This is a genomic window from Acinetobacter sp. WC-743 (assembly GCF_000335555.1).
In the GTDB taxonomy this organism is placed as follows: domain Bacteria; phylum Pseudomonadota; class Gammaproteobacteria; order Pseudomonadales; family Moraxellaceae; genus Acinetobacter; species Acinetobacter bereziniae.
The window spans coordinates 18593-36212 of record NZ_AMFQ01000023.1 but is presented as its reverse complement, the minus strand read 5'-3'; the positions used below and the strand labels follow the sequence as shown (position 1 = coordinate 36212).

The window sequence follows — 17620 nt, the reverse complement described above, 5'->3', positions numbered from 1 at the left end:
AAGCAATAATTTAATATTTTCAATTAAATAGTCGAAATTATCTTTTATTTTAAATTTAAGTAGATTAAAGAAGCAGCCTATTCAGGCTGCTATTTTCAAGATATTGTGTACCTTTGTATATAATCTAAACTCTAATTCTTTCAATCCCAAGCCCCGCAGAGCCAATAGATTTAATTCCATAACGCTAAGATAAACGCCACGATCTACAAAAAACTGACTTTGAAAGCAGATTGTTTTATTACAATTCAGTCATTAATCAAATTTAAACTTTGAATTAATAAAATCTTAAATTAATATAAATAATGTTAATTAGCAAAATATTTTTTGGCTAACTTTCTAAAATATCTAAGAAAAAACGTCTTGATTATAAAAATGGATAAAGTGGGTGTTCATCATTTTTATTGGGTAAATAACCCTTAATCCATTCAAAAGATAAATCCATACAAGGTGAACATTATGATTTTCAGGAAGATATTATTATTTCTATGCTTATTCGCCGCCAGCATGTCAGTCTTTGCCCAAAACTGCCCACAAGGCATTCCTCAAGGTACCCCGAGTTGTGTTCCACCTGATCAACTTGGTTACTCCACTGCTCCACCAGTCAATACGGCTTACTGGAAAAAAACTTGGGGCGCGATGGCATCTTCTCCAGAGATGCGTGAAATCGGTACATCGACTGGTCAATTTAGCCGTCGCTCTGCAGTAAAAGAAGCGATTCGTAATTGCAAATCGAAGGGTGGCAAGGCATGTGAACTATCACTCGCCTATCATAATCAATGTGTTGTTATGGCACAGCCAATTAGAGAGTCAGGGCAATCTTCATCTGTTAATTCAATTTCTCAAAGTGCCCCAACAATTGAATCTGCCTCCCAACTCGCACTACCTAATTGCTCAAAGCTCAATGAAGGAAAAAAATGTGAAATATTCTATTCAAATTGTACAGCCCAAGTTCTGATACGCTGATGTAATTCATTTCAACTGTATTGAACATCTCAAAAGTTTTAAACCCAAAACAGAGAGTATAGGCATTAAAATGAAGTTTATAAGGACAACAATAATGGATAAGAAACTATTTGTTTTAGCAGCATTGACATTATTTACATCGTTATCTACCTTTGCCCAAAACTGCCCACAAGGCATTCCTCAAGGTACACCGAGTTGTGTTCCACCTGATCAACTTGGCTATCCAAATGCACCACCAGTCAATACGGCTTACTGGAAAAAAACTTGGGGGGCGATGGCATCTTCTCCAGATTCACCTGTAATTGGCACATCAACTGGTCATTTTAGTCGTCGTTCTGCATCAAAAGAAGCTATTGAAAAATGCAAATCTGAAGGGGCAAAGTCTTGTGAGGTTAAATTTACTTACAGAAATCAATGTGCCGTTATAGCTCAACCAACCAATGAATCTGATTCAATGAATATTACTTATCAAGGTGGTCCAAATATTGGAGATGCTTCACGACTAGCTTTAGCCTCATGTTCTAAAACAAATAATGGTAAAAAATGTGAAATCTTTTATTCAAATTGCACAGCACCCGTTTTAATACGCTAATTCAATTAATGCCCAATGATTTAGAGCGTTTAAAACAAGGACTCACTTATCAACGAGTCAATCAGATTTAAAAGGACAATAATCATGAATAAAAAGAGATTTGTTTTAGCAACACTGACATTATTTACATCGTTATCTACCTTTGCCCAAAGCTGCCCACAAGGCATTCCTCAAGGTACGCCGAGTTGTGTTCCTCCTGATCAACTTGGTTACTCCACTGCACCACCAGTCAATACGGCTTACTGGAAAAAAACGTGGGGAGCAATAGCAGAATCTCCGTTTGCTATAGGCACGTCAACAGGTCATTTCAGCCGTAATGCAGCATCCAAAGAGGCAATGAATAAGTGTAAGGCGAGAGGTGGGAACGAATGCAAAATTGTGCTCACTTATAGAAACCAATGTTCTGTTATTGCCCAGCCAATTGACAATAAGCCGCCCATAGTATCCACATTTCACAGTGCTGAAACTGTCAACATTGCTACTCAAACAGCTCTACCCTACTGTTCCAATCTCAACACAGGAAAAGCTTGTGAAATTGCCTATTCAAATTGCACAGAACCCGTTTTAATACGCTAATTCAATTAATGCCCAATGATTTAGAGCGTTTAAAACAAGGACTCACTTATCAACGAGTCAATCAGATTTAAAAGGACAATAATCATGAATAAAAAGAGATTTGTTTTAGCCTTTTTAACAGCATTTGTATCTTTATCTACCTTTGCCCAAAACTGCCCACAAGGCATTCCTCAAGGTACGCCAAGTTGTGTTCCTCCTGATCAGCTTGGTTACTCCACTGCTCCACCAGTCAATACGGCTTACTGGAAAAAAACTTGGGGCGCGATGGCGGAATCACAAGATTCTCCAATTATTGGAACAGCAACAGGACATTTCACTCGCCGAGCAGCATCAAATGAAGCAATGACTAAATGTAAAAATAGTGGTGGTTCTGCTTGCAAAATAGTTTTCACTTATCACAATCAATGTTCAGTTATGGCACAACCACCGAATGATCATGACTCTGTGCAAGTCGCCTATCAAAGTGCAGCAACTATTCAAGAAGCAACTAAACTTGCCTTACCCTTTTGTTCAAAATTGAATAATGGAAAGACTTGTGAAGTCTTTTATTCAAACTGTACTAAACCCGTTTTGATACGCTGACGTAATTCATTTCAAATGTATTGAACATCTCAAAAGTTTTAGACTCAAATAGAGAGTATGGGTAGTAAAATGAAGTTTATAAGGACAACAATAATGGATAAGAAGATATTTGTTTTAACAGCACTAACATTATTTACATCGCTATCTACCTTTGCCCAAAACTGCCCACAAGGCATTCCTCAAGGTACACCGAGTTGTGTTCCTCCTGATCAACTTGGTTACTCCACTGCACCACCAGTCAATACGGCTTACTGGAAAAAAACTTGGGGAGCGATGGCGGAATCTCCATTTGCTATCGGTACATCAACTGGTCATTTTAGTCGTCGCTCTGCATCCAAGGAAGCTATGGATAAATGCAAAAGCAGAGGCGGGAATGAATGTAAAATTACTTTTACATATAAAAATCAATGTGCCGTAATGGCAAAACCTATCAATGAAGATGGCTTAGTAAGAGTTACATATCAAAGTGCAGCTACTTTAAAAGAAGCCTCGCGGCTTGTTCTACCCTATTGCGCTGAGAACAATAATGGTAAAACCTGTGAAGTCTTTTATTCAAACTGTACAGAACCCGTTTTAATACGCTAATTCAATCAATAAATTAAAAGCCTAAAATAGTAAAAGCCAATCAACAGATTGGCTTCAACATATATTTAGAACACTGTTATATTGATTATTTAGGCAGACCACTTTGCCACTTATCACCTAACATCAAGTCTAAACGTGCTTTATCAAAATTCAACTGAAATGTTCCATTACGAACAGCTTCCAAAGCTTTATCTCGATTTATACCCATTGAAAGTGGTTCAATCATGGTAAATAAACCTGTAGTCGGGTCAGAAGACTGTAAACCATTTGCAACAGCTAACACATATTCTCTCAGTAATGCTGAAGGAATTTGATTAAAATTAGGTTCAGGCGCTTTAAGCTGAATATCCAATACACCGATATTATCGCCAATACTATAGTTTTGAATTTCGTTCTCTTTTTTAATAACTTGATGTTGCAATGCTCTACGCACAGCTTTATTTTCTTGATAAGGCGTAACACCTACCGCTTCCTGACGAAGCTCAGAATCTGCCATCACTTTAATTGTCGGCAATGACGCAACTTCTTCCGCCTGTACAGTGGGTAACCAAACAGACAATGCCGTTGCAAGTATAGAAACTTTGATAAAGTTCATACATTTCACCTAAAAAAATAAATCAGATTATCAATGCAATAAAATGATTTTTATATGTTGAATATTGTCTATTAAATAGGCTATAACAATTTAAAGTTGGATTCACTAAAGCTCAGACAAACGGTAACGACGTTTAATTTTCTTATTAAAAAACATATATATTTTCTTACTGAACATTCTAAATAAAAAAGCCATCATTTATATTTTACTGAGAGATGTTGTATTTTTTGGCATCTTTAAGATTTATAAATTTTCATTTTCAAGTGATCAATCAACTAAAATATTCAATAATCTTAGGCTTATAATTTTCATTCATCGACTTTTATAAACGTCTTGGCTTAGTCAAAAAACAGCATTCTAAGCCGATAAATATTATTGGAATATAGATGGTCTGCCTATCTGAGGCGATATGGATAATCATTCAGCAAATATTTGAATTGATTCTTTTCCATGATGTCGTCCAAATTTAGGAAAAATAATTCAATATCTTCTGTATATGGCTCAAGTACTCTTTAATCTAGATCACCGATATTCAATATATTGAAAAGATTTTCAGATCAGTTGTTGCTTCTGTTCAAAGTCCATCATTGCTTCAGCTTGTTTGGTCAGTGTATTGACGATAAACTCAAACAGTACTGTTACAGTCAAAAGGTATATGATGAACCTTGCTAAAGTTGCTGCACTGACTCAAATCAGTCCTCGTATGCTCCGTTATTATGAAGAATTAGGATTAATTCATCCTCTACGAACAGCAAATCATTATCGCTTTTATAGTCAAAAAGATATTGAAGATATTCATAAAATTAAAGTGCTCAACGATGCTGGAATGCACCTAAAAGACATTAAACTTTTACTGCCCTGTTTTGACTTGGGTGAGGAAAAATTTACTTTATGCCCAATTGCCAAACACGCATTAAACATGGAGTTAAAGAATATTTCAGAGAAAATTTCCAAGCTAAAACAATCAGAAGACTTATTAAAATCTTTTCTAATCAAGGGAAAAGTTGAGTAAGAATATAATTTTATAAAACTCACTTTCACTCATTTTATTGCGCTCAGATCATACGTTATTTGATTGAAATAAACTGATCAATACATCAATGACTGTATTGATCGGATTGCTTACACTTTCAATGTTCAAGCACGCTGAGCCGTTCTCTTTCTTCAGAATCCAAATCATCCCAAGATTTTCGCTCATCCCAAAACCAATAACCTTTTTTATCCTTTGCGATACATCCAACATCAGCGCCACTTTTAAAAGTGGCATAATCAGCATCCCTAAGCAGACTAAAACGTTCTTCGTAAATATGATGGCGATCTTTAGCATAGCAATCGCCTAATAACTTAAAGGTTTTTGGATCTGCATCTTCCAAAATAGAAAAATTACCACCATCAAGCATGTTGAAATAACGATAAACATGACGTTTATCTTGATAAAAGTTGGAAGGGTTTAATCTCTTAAATGTCGAGCTATCAATTGTTCCTGTCAATGAAAGCTCGTTATCCTCACCGAAACCGAAATGTGTATAAAAACGATCGCTAAACATAGACAGACTCTTGCTGGGCTGAACATGTTCAGAGAATAAATGCCTGCAACGATTTGCGTAGGGAAACTTTAATGCCAATTGATGATGAGCATTGATATATAAATTATCCCGTACGTGGACCCATTGTTTATTTTCCTGCTCGGCATTCAAGGCTGCTTGCTTCTCTTCGCTAGCACATTTGTCGTACTCAATTTGTTCAGCACAGAGAATGGCTGCTATACCTAAAAACTGTTTCCAGCCATAAACCTTTTTATAACGATCAAAACCAAGAATTGGATCACGATCAATTTGATAGATACCAAAATGATAACGATATAATGCAACACTTTTGCAGTCTTGTTTAACCAAAAATGGCGTCTGATAGACATAACTTATGCCACCAACCAATAGCAGTATAAATATTGCAATAGGCATCCATCGTTTTATATTTCTTATTGATCCAATTCTATATATTGAGTTCACAAAGCTTCTTGTAACACCTCAGCATTCTGTTCCTTTTTCTGATTGATCTGACTATTTAGTTTAAGGACGTCTTGATACAACTGGTTAAACTGTTTGACCTGGGCATCTTCTTTAAACAAAATTTGATTGCCTTGTTTCTGCCATTGATATTTTTTCAGCATGTCAAACATGGTCTCAGCTTTTCCTAAAATTTGTAATTCATTTAAAATCAACGCATTTTCAGGATCAAGTTGTGCACTTTGTTCAAGTTTATCTTGTAAAGGTTTTTTCAAATCTTTACGTAAAGTAGATTTTTTTAATTCAGCAAGCGCCTCGTTTTTATTTTTCATATTGTTCTGTTGATATTGTTGCATGGCTTGACGCACAGTTCCTAGCATCTGAGTGGTTTCAACATAATTTTGCTTACGGTCTGCATCCAAACGATTTACATCTAAAAAATGGTCCCACTTAGCCGCTGCAAGCTGATTTAAATAAGCATTTCGTGTATCAATATTCTTGATCCAATATTTAAGCAAGAACTCTGACAAAATTTTATAGTCACCTTTTAATCGAGCATCGTGAATATCAATATTGACAGGCTTAGCGCGATCTTGTGCTTGCTCTGAAAGTTGGCGCATCTTGTCGGTCATGACCATATCAAATGCTTGTCGATTTGCTTCTTCATTTTTTATTGAAGTATGGTCGTAGTAGAAAAATCCAATAATTGCCAGAAAAATGATACCGAACACGATCAAAATTCGACGCATACCAGTCTCCAAACCATGTTATAGATATCTTAGAATATCCTAAGCAACTCATTTCTGTATATTATTTCTACAAAATTATGATAAATAACGTAGTCTACTTTTGATGATCAAAATTTGACTTTAAATTTTCCTTACTGGACCCCATCATAAGCAGTAATTAGATTGTAGAGATTTCCTATGCGCGTAGATATTTGGTCAGATGTAGTTTGCCCATTCTGTTATATCGGTAAAAAACGTTTAGAAGCAGCGGCAGAACAAGCAGGTATCGAACTTGAAGTCCATTGGCATAGTTTTGAACTTGATCCAGATGCGCCACCACGCCAAGAAGTTTCAAACTCAGAACGTCTTGCGCAAAAATATGGTCGTACTATTGCAGAAGTTGAAGACATGCAACGTAATATTGCAACCATGGCACTCGAGGAAGGCATTCAATTTAATTGGGAAAATGCCAACTCAGGCAATACATTTAACGCCCATCGCATCATCCATCTTGCACAAAGCAAAGGACTTGGTTCAGAAGCGGAAGAAGCATTTTTCTATAGTTATATGACACAAGGCTTACCAATCGGTGAACGTGAAACCATTGAAGATGTAGCATCACGTATAGGTTTGAACCCTGTAGAAGTCGATGATGTATTGGACTCTGAAGAATATGCCGACTTTGTAAAATTTGACGAGCAAGTTGCCCATGAGCAATTGAAAGTCACAGGTGTACCATTCTTTGTATTTGATCAACGTGTTGCTCTTGCAGGTGCTCAACCTCGTGAAGTATTTGTTCAGGTCTTACAAAAAGCGCTGGAAACTGCAAGTGATGAAGATGTTGAACAACAAGATGCTCCAGTCTGCAATGATGACGCTTGTGATGTACCGAATAAATAAATAGCAATATTGAAGAACTCTTCAAATGGAGTTCTTCAATATATTTAGATGAAAGTTGAATATTCATTATTTGAAAAGTAAAATAAATTAGCATCTAAGCGCACAATATTATCAAACATTTCGATTACTTATTTTGAATTGACTTTTTAGATATATTTACGTGTCATTTTTGCAATACAGCGTTGCAAAAAAGCAACTATTCAGACTTTTTTTCTTAGATTATGATCAGCACATATTTTTCGTTTCCACGAAATTCTTGCGCTGTAGTTTCTTATTTTTTCTTATTTTATAAGACAGAAGAGCCTCCCTTTGGGAGGCTTTTTTGTATATCACCAGATAAAATATCACTTGAGGATAAAAACAAAGTTATCCACAATCCTGAATAATTTTTAGGCATTGAAGTGATTTTTCCTACTTTAAAATATATTCAAAATAAATCCTTCATTTTTAATTAATAATCAGTTTTACTGATGAAATGTACTTTTTGCATGGTTCTGCCTTTTGATTTATACACTTCATTTATCAATACTTTATGTTTTTTGTACCTATTCTCAGTATTGAATTGAAATTTACTGTTTTTTTCAGGCATAGTGATGTTGAAAATTAAAAACTGAATGACTCAACGTTTAAGAAAGTATGCATATGAAGAAAATTCCATCGTTAATTTTCTCAAAATTACCTTATGCCTTATTATTAGGTGGTCTTTTGGGGAATTCTGCTTTTGCAGAGCTAAATCATAGTCTCGATGCCAATGTCGATGCAAAGAAAGCTGACTCAAGCAAATCATTATCTTCGATTGAGGCTGAGGAAAAAGGCTTACTCAACTATATTCCAAAAATCGTTGACTCAACACCAACGATTTTTCCTGAACAATCTGATCAAGTAATTGTGCCTCCAACACAAGCCACAGAAGACCAGACATGGGCGGATAAAAAGCAGAAAAAACTCAGCGATTGGGTAGATCGTACAGCCAATAAAATGGATGGATGGTTTGGAGAAACTGACCCAACTCGCCCTGCAACTGCAACATTACGTATTCTGGTTGATAATCAGTGGAATAAGCATGATGGCTATGATGTAAATCCACGTATCCGAGGTAAGATTAAACTCCCTACCTTAGAAAATCGTTTAAGTGTGGTTTTTGGTGATGATTCATTAGATGATGAAATTGCCAACAATATTGCGATTTCAAATAATCATTCAGATGGTGATCCAAACAAAAGAATCGATGGTAAACAAATCAGAGATGATAATAGTTCGATTGCACTCCGTTGGTCACAACTGTCAAAACGTTTGCCCTTTGATTTAGATGCAGACTTAGGTATCCGTTCAGGTGATGATGTTTATGCGCGCTTAAAAGCACAAAGAGACTGGTCTTTGGGAAATGATTTTACCTTCCACGCTGAACAGATTTATCGTTATGGGATCGACAGTGAGAACTACCTAAGAACCAACTTAGAATTGACTCACGCACGACCAAATCAGCCGTTTATTTCCAACCAATTTTATCTGACCTATGCCGATGAACAAGACGATGATCTAACTTGGGATAACCGCACCTATCGTCAACATCAATTCTTTAAAAACAATCGTTTTAACTACGGTATTTATACTGGAGGTTATTATAATAATAATGACCTTAAACTGAACAGTTGGGGACCGTTTATCTCTTGGCGACAACCTGTTTGGCGTGAATGGTTCTATGTCCAAGGTGATTTAAATTATTTTAATGACCGTCGCGAAGACCGTAGCCACTTTCCAAGTGCCTTGGTTCGTTTAGAAGCGTTATTTTAAGCATTAGATGAATATTTAAACGCAACTGTGGATAAGTTCTTACTTATCCACTTCGCTTGAGACAAGTCTGTTGATCCGCACTAGCGTATGGCTTCTATAGTATAAAGTTCTAATTTAAAACTATATAAAGTTCCAATTGAATTCGGCATCGACATCGTTTCATAAGTCATGCGTCCAATCGCTCGGACTTCTTTTCCCACTAAATCATCATCTATTTTAAGACTTGGATGCACAGCTATTGGAAATGAACCACCACGCTGACCATCCGAGCTCGCCAATTCATAGTTTTTCCCACTTTTTTTTAATATTCCCAATACAGAAGTTTCAGTGCCTTGTCTTAGAAACATCGCATTGTGTACAGATAAATCTGTAGTATTGGCACGGCGTTTTTCAACAGCAGGAAGTTCATATGCGGATACTGGAGTTATCAGGGTAGAGCTCAAGACTAAACCGCTGATCAATTGAATTCTTTTAAGTTTGATCATTTTATATTTTTCAACAAAAAGCCTATCTTAAAGATAGGCTTTCTGAAAAACAACAACGATTTATTTCAATAATAAATTATTGATACGTTTTACATACTCAGCAGGATCATCTGGTAAACCGCCTTCTGCGATTACCGCTTGATCGAAAATCACATTGGCTAGATCATCAAACTGTGCAGAACCATCCAATTTTTTCACCAAAGGATGTTCTGGGTTAATTTCCAAAATTGGTTTAGATTCTGGGACAGCTTGCCCTGCTTGCTTCAACATACGAATCAATTGTGGAGAAAGCTCACCTTCGCTAGTGACTAAACATGCAGGTGAATCGACTAAACGAGTCGTTACACGCACTTCTTTAGTTTTGGCTTTTAAAGAATCTGATAGTTTCTCAACCACTGGCTTGAATTGCTCAGCCGCGGCTTCAAGTGCCTTTTTCTCTTCAGCATCTTGTAAGTCACCGAGATCAACAGCTCCTTTTGCGACATTCTGCATCGGTGTGCCATCAAACTCATGTACAAATTCCATTGCCCATTCATCAACACGATCTGCCATCAATAGCACTTCAATGTCTTTTTTACGGAACAATTCTAATTGTGGTGAGTTTTTAGCAGCAGCAAGGCTATCCGCAGTTACATAATAAATCGCCTTTTGCCCTTCTTTCATACGTGCTTTATACGCTTCCAATGAAGTTGAAACATCATCATTGGTCGATGTAGAGAAGCGTAAAAGTTTAAGAATTCTTTCACGATTACCAAAGTCTTCACCCAGACCTTCTTTGATCACTGAGCCAAATTCAGCATAGAAAGTTTTGAACTTTTCTTGATCTGCTTCATCTTCAGATTTCGCCAAAGCATCTAATGTGGTTAAAACACGGCGTGTATTACCTTCACGAATGGTTTTCACATCACGACTTTCTTGTAGAAGTTCACGACTGACATTTAATGGAAGATCTGCACTATCTACAACACCTTGCACAAAACGGAGATAGTTTGGAATCAAATTATCTGCATCATCCATAATAAACACGCGTTTTACATACAATTTAATGCCAGCTTTCGCTTCACGTGTGAAAATATTGCTTGGTGCTTTGCTTGGAATATAAAGTAGTTGGGTATACTCCGTACTTCCTTCAACACGATTGTGTGCCCATGCAAGTGGTGCTTCGAAATCATGTGTCAGGTTCTTATAAAACTCAACATACTGCTCTTCTGTGATGTCGCCTTTACTGCGTGTCCACAATGCGCTTGCAGAGTTAATGGCTTCCCATTCATCCGTTTTAACGTATTGACCAGGCTTTTTCTCTTCGCCTTCAACCGCTTCTTCTTCCTGCCATACCTCTTTCTGCATTTCGATTGGCAAACTGATATGATCAGAATATTTATTGATAATTTGTTTTACTTTATAGGCTTCTAAATAGTCCAGAGCATCATCACGTAAATGCAAGATGATATCTGTTCCACGTGAAGCCTTATCAATTTGAGCGACTTCAAAATCACCCGTTCCACCACTGATCCAACGGACACCTTCAGATGCATCCAGACCCGCACGGCGAGATTCAACTGTGATTTTGTCTGCAACAATAAAGCCTGAATAAAAACCAACACCGAATTGACCAATCAACTGTGCATCGGCTTTTTGATCACCAGACAGCTTAGACATAAAGTCTTTGGTTCCAGACTTGGCAATCGTACCCAAGTTATCGATGGCTTCTTGTTGGCTTAAACCAATCCCATTGTCTGAAATCGTAATGGTTTTCGCATCTTTGTCTAGACTGACACGTACGTGTAGGTTCGGATCATTTTCATAAAATTCTGGATGATTAATTCCTTCAAAACGCAATTTATCACATGCATCTGAGGCATTAGAAATCAATTCACGCAGGAAAATTTCAGGATTTGAATACAGTGAATGCGTCACTAAATGTAAAAGCTGAGCCACTTCTGCTTGGAAGCTGTGCTTTTTTGAATTTTGTTGTGCGTTCTGTTCGCTCATAAAATCACTCCGTAAATTCATAACGCTTTTTTATCGAATGCTGTATGAAATGGAGTGGTTTAAGCATATTTCAATAGTAAAACCAAATTTTTTTTAAAATGGACCCTGTTCATAGACTCGATTCATATAAGTCTCAAGCTTTTGTTGTCGCATTTGATATGCATCGGTCAAACAACGCACATTATCCTGACATTGATTACGCAGTTGTAACCATTTCACTTGTTGGTCTTGAATGACTCCACGTGTTCCCATAGGAACTAATTTTCGGATAATGTTGTAGGTTGTCGCCATTTTAACATCTGCATCATTTAGACTGCGTTGTTCGCAGATACGATGCTCTGTTTTGGTTTGGGCATGATCACAGTTAAAACTAGCTGCATGAGTAATTGAAATGCCGCTGCTAAGTAAAAATATTATTGGAATTCGTAATTTCATATTCATTCAAAAAATAAAGTGATGAGTTTTAGATTAAATTGATTTTGTACATTGTTATATAGTCAAAAATGACTATTTTTTATGGTTTCTTGTTTCAAACAAAAAATGATCGGTTTAAAAATAAAAAGCTCGGTATGTACCGAGCTTTTTAATGTATCTACTTAGAATCTATAGCTATAACCTAAAGTATAGATTACTGGATCAATATCTAAGTCAAATTTTGCAGCAGTTGCGCCACCCGCAGTCACTTTCACTTCTGGGCTAAGTTGCGCATAACGTGCATCAAAGAAAACACCCCAGTTTTTCGCATCGGCTGGTTGGAAATTAAAACCAATTTGACCAGCAAAACCAAAGTCATCTTTCACTTTTACTTTCGTGCCAGTTAGTGCGCCAGTTGATTCTTCATCCCACGCAACAAATGCTGTACCACCTACACCAATGTATGGTGTAAAACGTGTTGAGTTTTTAAAGTTATATTTAAAAGTAACAGTTGGTGGTAAATGTTTAAGTTTAACTGCTTTTTCACCATCCAAATTTACATCATGGCTGATCGGTGCAGCTAACAAAAGCTCAGCTGAAAATGGTGTTTCACCAAAGAAATATTCTACAGATGGTGTAAAAGCATATTCATGATCAGCTTTCACAGTACCAACACCTGCAACATTGGTGTCTTGAGTAGGTGAAATCACCGAACCACCAACTTTGACTTGCCAGTCTGCAAATGAAGCAGAAGAAATTCCCATTAATGTAATAAGAGCAAGTTGCTTTAACATTATAAATACCCCGCGTTGTTATTAATTAACATTAAACATAGGTATTAATTATTTTGCAACATCTATTTAAATACAAAAATAATCTTTATTTTTAAGTAATTGTTATATAAATAAATTTATTTTAATCATATTAAAATAGTTGGTTTTAAAAACCAACCAAATTAATCAAGATTATTGAGCAATTTTTCATAAAATAATTATTTTATTATTATAAATTAATAATACATACAAAATACATGTTATATTTAAAATATAAAATGTATTTGATCGGATTAAAAAACCATTCTCAACCAATCTGACCAATTATCCACCAACTTAATTTGACTCATTTTCACTCCATACAAAGCTAAAAGTGAAAGAACTTATCATTATCATAAGTAGCGTTTTATTTTCTATCTTAACGATAATGCTGCCTCAAAATGATATTCTGATCTGTCAAAAATTGAGAGCAATCTCATTCCACTGGCGCCGATTAAAAGAGTTAAAATCTAAGCCCATTGCCTCAGTTCCATAACTAAGGCATATTGAAAGCATTAATAGTGTTGAAAACTACTGAAAAGTCTCACAATTACCTACTTTATGGTTTTACAAAATATGAATAGTTTAGAAAGTGAAAATTTAGAGTCACAAGAACAATCGGAACAAAAAGAATCTAGCACTGTAAGTGATATAATTAATTCTGCGGATCCTATCGACCTTGTCGATCTAGTGGTTGAAACGAGTAAAATTGTAGTCAATACCAGTAAGGATATTGTGTCTAACCTTGCAGATCACATTGATATTGATATCAGTTTTTAGAAAATTTAAAGATAGAAAACTCAGCAAAAAATCTAATTTAAAAGTGATTTGAAAATTAAAGAAAAAATCAGACTAAGCTATAAATTCATATAAATTTCACTATAACCCTGTGGAATCATCGTACCTTGTTGAATACCTGCAATTAAATCAGCCCATTTATCTTCAACAAAATCCACTAAAGGCTCTGGATAATTTCCCGTTCGATTATAATTTTCCCACTGATCTATTGAAAGCCCTAGAAATTGCTCAATTGATTGTATAGCTGTATCGAGTGACTCATATTGAAGTTTAATGTCCACACCAGTGTCATCATCACTTCCATCATAAAAATAGTAAGATATTAATATTTTATTGTCTTTTAAAAAACCAATAACCCTTATGTACCGCCCATACTCTGTTAATAAGGTTCGATCTACGACAACAGGCTGAGTCATACCTACTTCAATATAATTAACTAATTCTTCTATATTCATATTTATGATTTTCCAATGATAACAATTGATGTCTTATGGCATCTGAAAATCTTATATTAGATGTCTGACAAAAGTATATTTTAAGCCACTTCGATATGAGCTCAGATCTTTAAAATTATCGAATCGAACAATACCATAGAAATGATTGATTAGACTTAATCAAGAGCTACATCTTATTTTGAAACCGTTGACTCGGCTGTTATTCATAGATAGATATCTCACTTAACATGACAAAAATAGTTCTTTTGAATCAAAAAAGCATAAAAAAAGCTGTTTAGATTGCATCATAAACAGCCTCAAATATTCGCTATAACACTCTATAAAACCATAGCTGCAATCCAGCCAAAGACCAATAAAGGAATATTAAAATGGATAAATGTAGGTACAACAGTATCCCAAATATGATCATGCTGCCCATCCACTCCTAAACCTGCTGTAGGTCCGAGTGTAGAGTCTGAGGCAGGAGAACCCGCATCACCAAGCGCTGCCGCAGTACCGATGAGTGCGACCGTTGCCAGTGGCGAAAAACCAAATTGCACACACAATGGCACATAAATCACTGCAAGCACAGGAACGCTTGAGAAAGATGAACCGATTCCAATTGTCACAAATAAACCAATGAACAGCATCAAAAATGCCGCCAAAGCTTTATTATCACCGATCAGATGTACCACACCATTGACCAAATGATTGATATCTCCTGTATGCGTCATAACTGAGGCAAATCCAGCAGCAGAAATCATGATAAAACCGACCAATGCCATCATGCGCATACCTTGCACAAAAACATCATCCGCTTCTTGCCATTTAAAAATTCCTGCCGCAGACAATACAGCAAAACCAACCAATCCCCCAAGAATCATTGAACCAGAATACAGTTGCGAGATTAGCGTTAAAACGATTGCCAACAAAGCCATTAAAATGGTTTTCGTTGCAATTACAGGGGCTTGTTTGGCTTGCTGTTCTAAAGCAATACCATCTGCTTTGAGTTCTTCCACATTGACTGCACGAAGCGGTTTGTCTAAATCAATGGTAGTGATGGGTGCAACATCACGATCAACATATAGACGAGGTTTACGGTAACTGATAAATACTGCAACCAAAGTGCCGATCACCATACCAAGCACAGGAATTGCCATCCCGATAGGCATCATGCTTCGTTCTACATGAAGTTGATATGCTGCTCCGATTTTATTGATGTTACCCATCAAAATTTGCTCTAAGAAAATCGCACCAAAACCAACAGGAAGGAAAATGTAAGTTCCAACTAACCCTAATGTCAGGACACATGCTGCCGCACGGCGATCAAGTTTTAAATGGTTCATTACTTTTAATAATGGTGGAACCAGTACTGGAATAAAAGCAATATGGACAGGAATCAAGTTTTGCGAACAAATAGCGGCAATCAACAAAATTCCCAACAGTAAAAATTTTACTTTTGTTGCTTGTTTTTGAGTCGCTTCCATCCCCAACAGACCAATTAACTTGTATGCCAATAAATCAGGTAATCCTGACTTGGACAATGCCAAAGCAAAAGCACCTAATACAGCGTATGCCAATGCCACTTCAGCACCATCACCCAAGCCCGCATTAAATGCTTGAACAGTGTCAGCTAAGCTTAAACCAGCGACCAAACCACCTATAATTGCTGAAATGACCAATGTTAAAACAACAGAAACTCGTGCCAGTGATAAAATAAACATCACGGCAATCGCAATAACGACAGCATTCATAGAAAAATTTACGAAAATTTGAAAGGCGATATTTTATCAGATTCATATCAGCGAAGCTGTAAATTCATCCAATTGATGGTGAAATAACGAGGTAACCAGTATTGATCACCTCGATTCAGGGTATCAGCTTTTAATTATTTTTCAGTGCAAATTCTTGAATATATTGTGCAATTTCTTGAGGTCGACTCAGTACCGCCCAGTGATTTGCATTAACCTCAACACGTTCAAATTCAGTTGCCCACTTTGGCACTTCATCAATCAACGCAGGACTGACAAATTTATCTTTTAAAAGAACCACTGCTTGCACAGGGCAGATCGCAAAACGCTGACGTGGACGTGCTAAACGTGGTAAAAAATTAGCGCGATATAACCCAATACCATGTTCACCATCTTTCGCAATATTTGAGTTTAAAGGTAGATCTTTCGTCTTCTCCAATTGCGCTAAAATTGCACCCCAACGCTGTGGACTGAAAAAATGCCAGACGGTAGGTGCAAGAATCGGAAGTTGAAAAGCAACAATGTACCAAGATTTCAATAATTGTTTAAAAAATTTAGGTTTTTCATGTAAAAACTGCTCACGCATCCAAAATGCGGCATGATCTAAACATGGTCCCGACATGGTGGTATAAGACAAAATACGATTTTTAAACTTTGTTTCAGTAACCGACTCCCAAGATTGAATTGACCCCCAGTCATGGGCAGCTAAATGAAACTGACGTTCGGGCAGTAATTCATTGACCACACATTCCAAATCTAGCGATAACCGCGGTAAAGCATAATCACGAATACGTTTTGGAATAGAGGATTGCCCTGCACCACGAACATCATAGGTCACAATATAAAATTGTGAAATCAATTGCGCTATAATCGGTTCCCAAACTTCCTGATTATCAGGATAACCATGCACCAAGACCAACGCGGGGTTTTCAGCATTCCCCCATGTTTTTGCATAAAGTTTTTGCTTATCCTGTGTCGATATCCAATAAGTTTGCGCTTGCATTGAGTCACCTTTTATTGTTTTCACCATTGGCTATGATTTCGCTCTAGAGGGCATTTCGATCAATGCCACTTTGCCTTGAGTTCTTTATTATGGTTGAAAAATAGATAACTAGAATTGACCATGAATGCGCTAATCAAGAAACTACAGACAATTCCATTTGTATCTAGATTTATGTTGAATCATTTTTCTCCATACAAAGGTGCAGGAATTGAAATCGAAAAAATTGATCTGAAAAACTATCATATTCGGGTCAAAATGCCACTGACACGCAACAATCAAAACATTGTTGGGGTTCACTTTGGTGGCAGTTTATATTCGATGGTCGACCCATTTTATATGCTTCTTTTGATGCATCACCTTGGTCCTAAATACATGGTGTGGGACAAAGCTGCGAGCATTAATTTTCTATCACCCGGACGCAGTACGGTTTATGCCGATATTCGATTGGATGCTGCTGAAATCGAACATGTTAAAGATTTGGCACAGAACTATAAGCCTGTGTATCGTAACTACACATTAAATATTTTTGATGATTCAGGGTTACGAATTGCTGAAGTACAAAAAACCGTTTATATCCGTCGTAAGAATCCACATCCGTTAAAACGTTAAT

Annotated in this window: 20 protein-coding genes; 10 read left to right on the top strand and 10 right to left on the bottom strand. The window is 36.5% G+C overall.

The window, feature by feature from the left end:
- Positions 1 to 504: 504 nt before the first annotated feature.
- The 5 genes from ACINWC743_RS03940 (at position 505) to ACINWC743_RS03920 (ending at position 3298) form a co-directional block, all read left to right on the top strand.
- Positions 505 to 963: a DUF4189 domain-containing protein gene (locus tag ACINWC743_RS03940; RefSeq protein WP_009584453.1), complete on the top strand. Its 459-nt coding sequence runs from the start codon at positions 505 to 507 to the stop codon at positions 961 to 963.
- 94 nt (positions 964 to 1057) lie between these two features.
- Positions 1058 to 1555, top strand: coding sequence for a DUF4189 domain-containing protein (locus ACINWC743_RS03935; RefSeq protein WP_009584464.1), 498 nt, complete (start codon positions 1058 to 1060; stop codon positions 1553 to 1555).
- An 84-nt stretch (positions 1556 to 1639) separates the two neighbouring features.
- Positions 1640 to 2131 carry a DUF4189 domain-containing protein gene (locus ACINWC743_RS03930; protein WP_009584459.1) on the top strand — a complete coding sequence of 164 codons (492 nt, stop codon included), beginning with the start codon at positions 1640 to 1642 and terminating at the stop codon, positions 2129 to 2131.
- 84 nt (positions 2132 to 2215) lie between these two features.
- Positions 2216 to 2713 carry a DUF4189 domain-containing protein gene (locus ACINWC743_RS03925; RefSeq protein WP_009584466.1) on the top strand — a complete coding sequence of 166 codons (498 nt, stop codon included), beginning with the start codon at positions 2216 to 2218 and terminating at the stop codon, positions 2711 to 2713.
- A gap of 93 nt (positions 2714 to 2806) precedes the next feature.
- Complete coding sequence (locus ACINWC743_RS03920; RefSeq protein WP_009584470.1) at positions 2807 to 3298, top strand: DUF4189 domain-containing protein; 492 nt, start codon at positions 2807 to 2809, stop codon at positions 3296 to 3298.
- A gap of 85 nt (positions 3299 to 3383) precedes the next feature.
- On the opposite strand, the gene ACINWC743_RS03915 is transcribed toward ACINWC743_RS03920, so the two are convergent.
- A complete protein-coding gene (locus tag ACINWC743_RS03915) occupies positions 3384 to 3893 on the bottom strand; it encodes a hypothetical protein (protein ID WP_009584440.1) in 510 nt (169 codons plus the stop codon).
- A 658-nt stretch (positions 3894 to 4551) separates the two neighbouring features.
- Between ACINWC743_RS03915 and ACINWC743_RS03910 the strand changes: the two genes are divergently transcribed.
- Positions 4552 to 4905: a MerR family transcriptional regulator gene (locus ACINWC743_RS03910; RefSeq protein ID WP_009584431.1), complete on the top strand. Its 354-nt coding sequence runs from the start codon at positions 4552 to 4554 to the stop codon at positions 4903 to 4905.
- Positions 4906 to 5023: 118 nt separating this feature from the next.
- Here ACINWC743_RS03910 and ACINWC743_RS03905 read toward each other — a convergent pair whose 3' ends face one another.
- Together ACINWC743_RS03905 and ACINWC743_RS03900 are read right to left on the bottom strand one after the other, a co-directional pair.
- Entirely contained in the window at positions 5024 to 5854 is an 831-nt protein-coding gene (locus ACINWC743_RS03905; protein WP_009584438.1) for a DKNYY domain-containing protein, read from the bottom strand.
- A 44-nt stretch (positions 5855 to 5898) separates the two neighbouring features.
- The gene (locus ACINWC743_RS03900) at positions 5899 to 6648 is read right to left on the bottom strand and encodes a hypothetical protein (RefSeq protein WP_005035299.1); all 750 of its coding nucleotides are present in this window, start codon (positions 6646 to 6648) and stop codon (positions 5899 to 5901) included.
- Positions 6649 to 6825: 177 nt separating this feature from the next.
- Here ACINWC743_RS03900 and ACINWC743_RS03895 point away from each other — a divergent pair, with 177 nt between their 5' ends.
- Complete coding sequence (locus tag ACINWC743_RS03895) at positions 6826 to 7527, top strand: DsbA family oxidoreductase (RefSeq protein WP_004826262.1); 702 nt, start codon at positions 6826 to 6828, stop codon at positions 7525 to 7527.
- Between the two features lie 642 nt (positions 7528 to 8169).
- Positions 8170 to 9321, top strand: a complete 1152-nt coding sequence (locus ACINWC743_RS03890; protein WP_005035298.1) for a hypothetical protein — start codon at positions 8170 to 8172, stop codon at positions 9319 to 9321.
- An 80-nt stretch (positions 9322 to 9401) separates the two neighbouring features.
- On the opposite strand, the gene ACINWC743_RS03885 is transcribed toward ACINWC743_RS03890, so the two are convergent.
- The 4 genes from ACINWC743_RS03885 to ACINWC743_RS03870 form a co-directional block, all read right to left on the bottom strand.
- Positions 9402 to 9806, bottom strand: a complete 405-nt coding sequence (locus tag ACINWC743_RS03885; RefSeq protein WP_009584432.1) for a hypothetical protein — start codon at positions 9804 to 9806, stop codon at positions 9402 to 9404.
- A gap of 60 nt (positions 9807 to 9866) precedes the next feature.
- A complete protein-coding gene (gene htpG / locus ACINWC743_RS03880) occupies positions 9867 to 11798 on the bottom strand; it encodes a molecular chaperone HtpG (RefSeq protein WP_004826259.1) in 1932 nt (643 codons plus the stop codon).
- A 93-nt stretch (positions 11799 to 11891) separates the two neighbouring features.
- Entirely contained in the window at positions 11892 to 12233 is a 342-nt protein-coding gene (locus ACINWC743_RS03875) for a lysozyme inhibitor LprI family protein (protein WP_009584443.1), read from the bottom strand.
- Positions 12234 to 12394: 161 nt separating this feature from the next.
- Positions 12395 to 13006 (bottom strand): OmpW/AlkL family protein, encoded by a 612-nt coding sequence (locus ACINWC743_RS03870; protein ID WP_009584462.1) that lies wholly within the window; start codon positions 13004 to 13006, stop codon positions 12395 to 12397.
- A 594-nt stretch (positions 13007 to 13600) separates the two neighbouring features.
- Between ACINWC743_RS03870 and ACINWC743_RS03865 the strand changes: the two genes are divergently transcribed.
- Complete coding sequence (locus ACINWC743_RS03865) at positions 13601 to 13804, top strand: hypothetical protein (RefSeq protein ID WP_227510919.1); 204 nt, start codon at positions 13601 to 13603, stop codon at positions 13802 to 13804.
- Between the two features lie 77 nt (positions 13805 to 13881).
- On the opposite strand, the gene ACINWC743_RS03860 is transcribed toward ACINWC743_RS03865, so the two are convergent.
- From ACINWC743_RS03860 to ACINWC743_RS03850, 3 genes are all read right to left on the bottom strand, one after another.
- The gene (locus ACINWC743_RS03860; RefSeq protein ID WP_009584457.1) at positions 13882 to 14277 is read right to left on the bottom strand and encodes a hypothetical protein; all 396 of its coding nucleotides are present in this window, start codon (positions 14275 to 14277) and stop codon (positions 13882 to 13884) included.
- Between the two features lie 317 nt (positions 14278 to 14594).
- Positions 14595 to 16010: a Na+/H+ antiporter family protein gene (locus tag ACINWC743_RS03855; protein ID WP_009584463.1), complete on the bottom strand. Its 1416-nt coding sequence runs from the start codon at positions 16008 to 16010 to the stop codon at positions 14595 to 14597.
- Between the two features lie 130 nt (positions 16011 to 16140).
- Complete coding sequence (locus ACINWC743_RS03850) at positions 16141 to 17010, bottom strand: alpha/beta fold hydrolase (RefSeq protein WP_009584456.1); 870 nt, start codon at positions 17008 to 17010, stop codon at positions 16141 to 16143.
- A 120-nt stretch (positions 17011 to 17130) separates the two neighbouring features.
- Between ACINWC743_RS03850 and ACINWC743_RS03845 the strand changes: the two genes are divergently transcribed.
- Complete coding sequence (locus ACINWC743_RS03845) at positions 17131 to 17619, top strand: PaaI family thioesterase (protein ID WP_005035285.1); 489 nt, start codon at positions 17131 to 17133, stop codon at positions 17617 to 17619.
- The last annotated feature ends 1 nt before the right edge of the window (position 17620 follow it).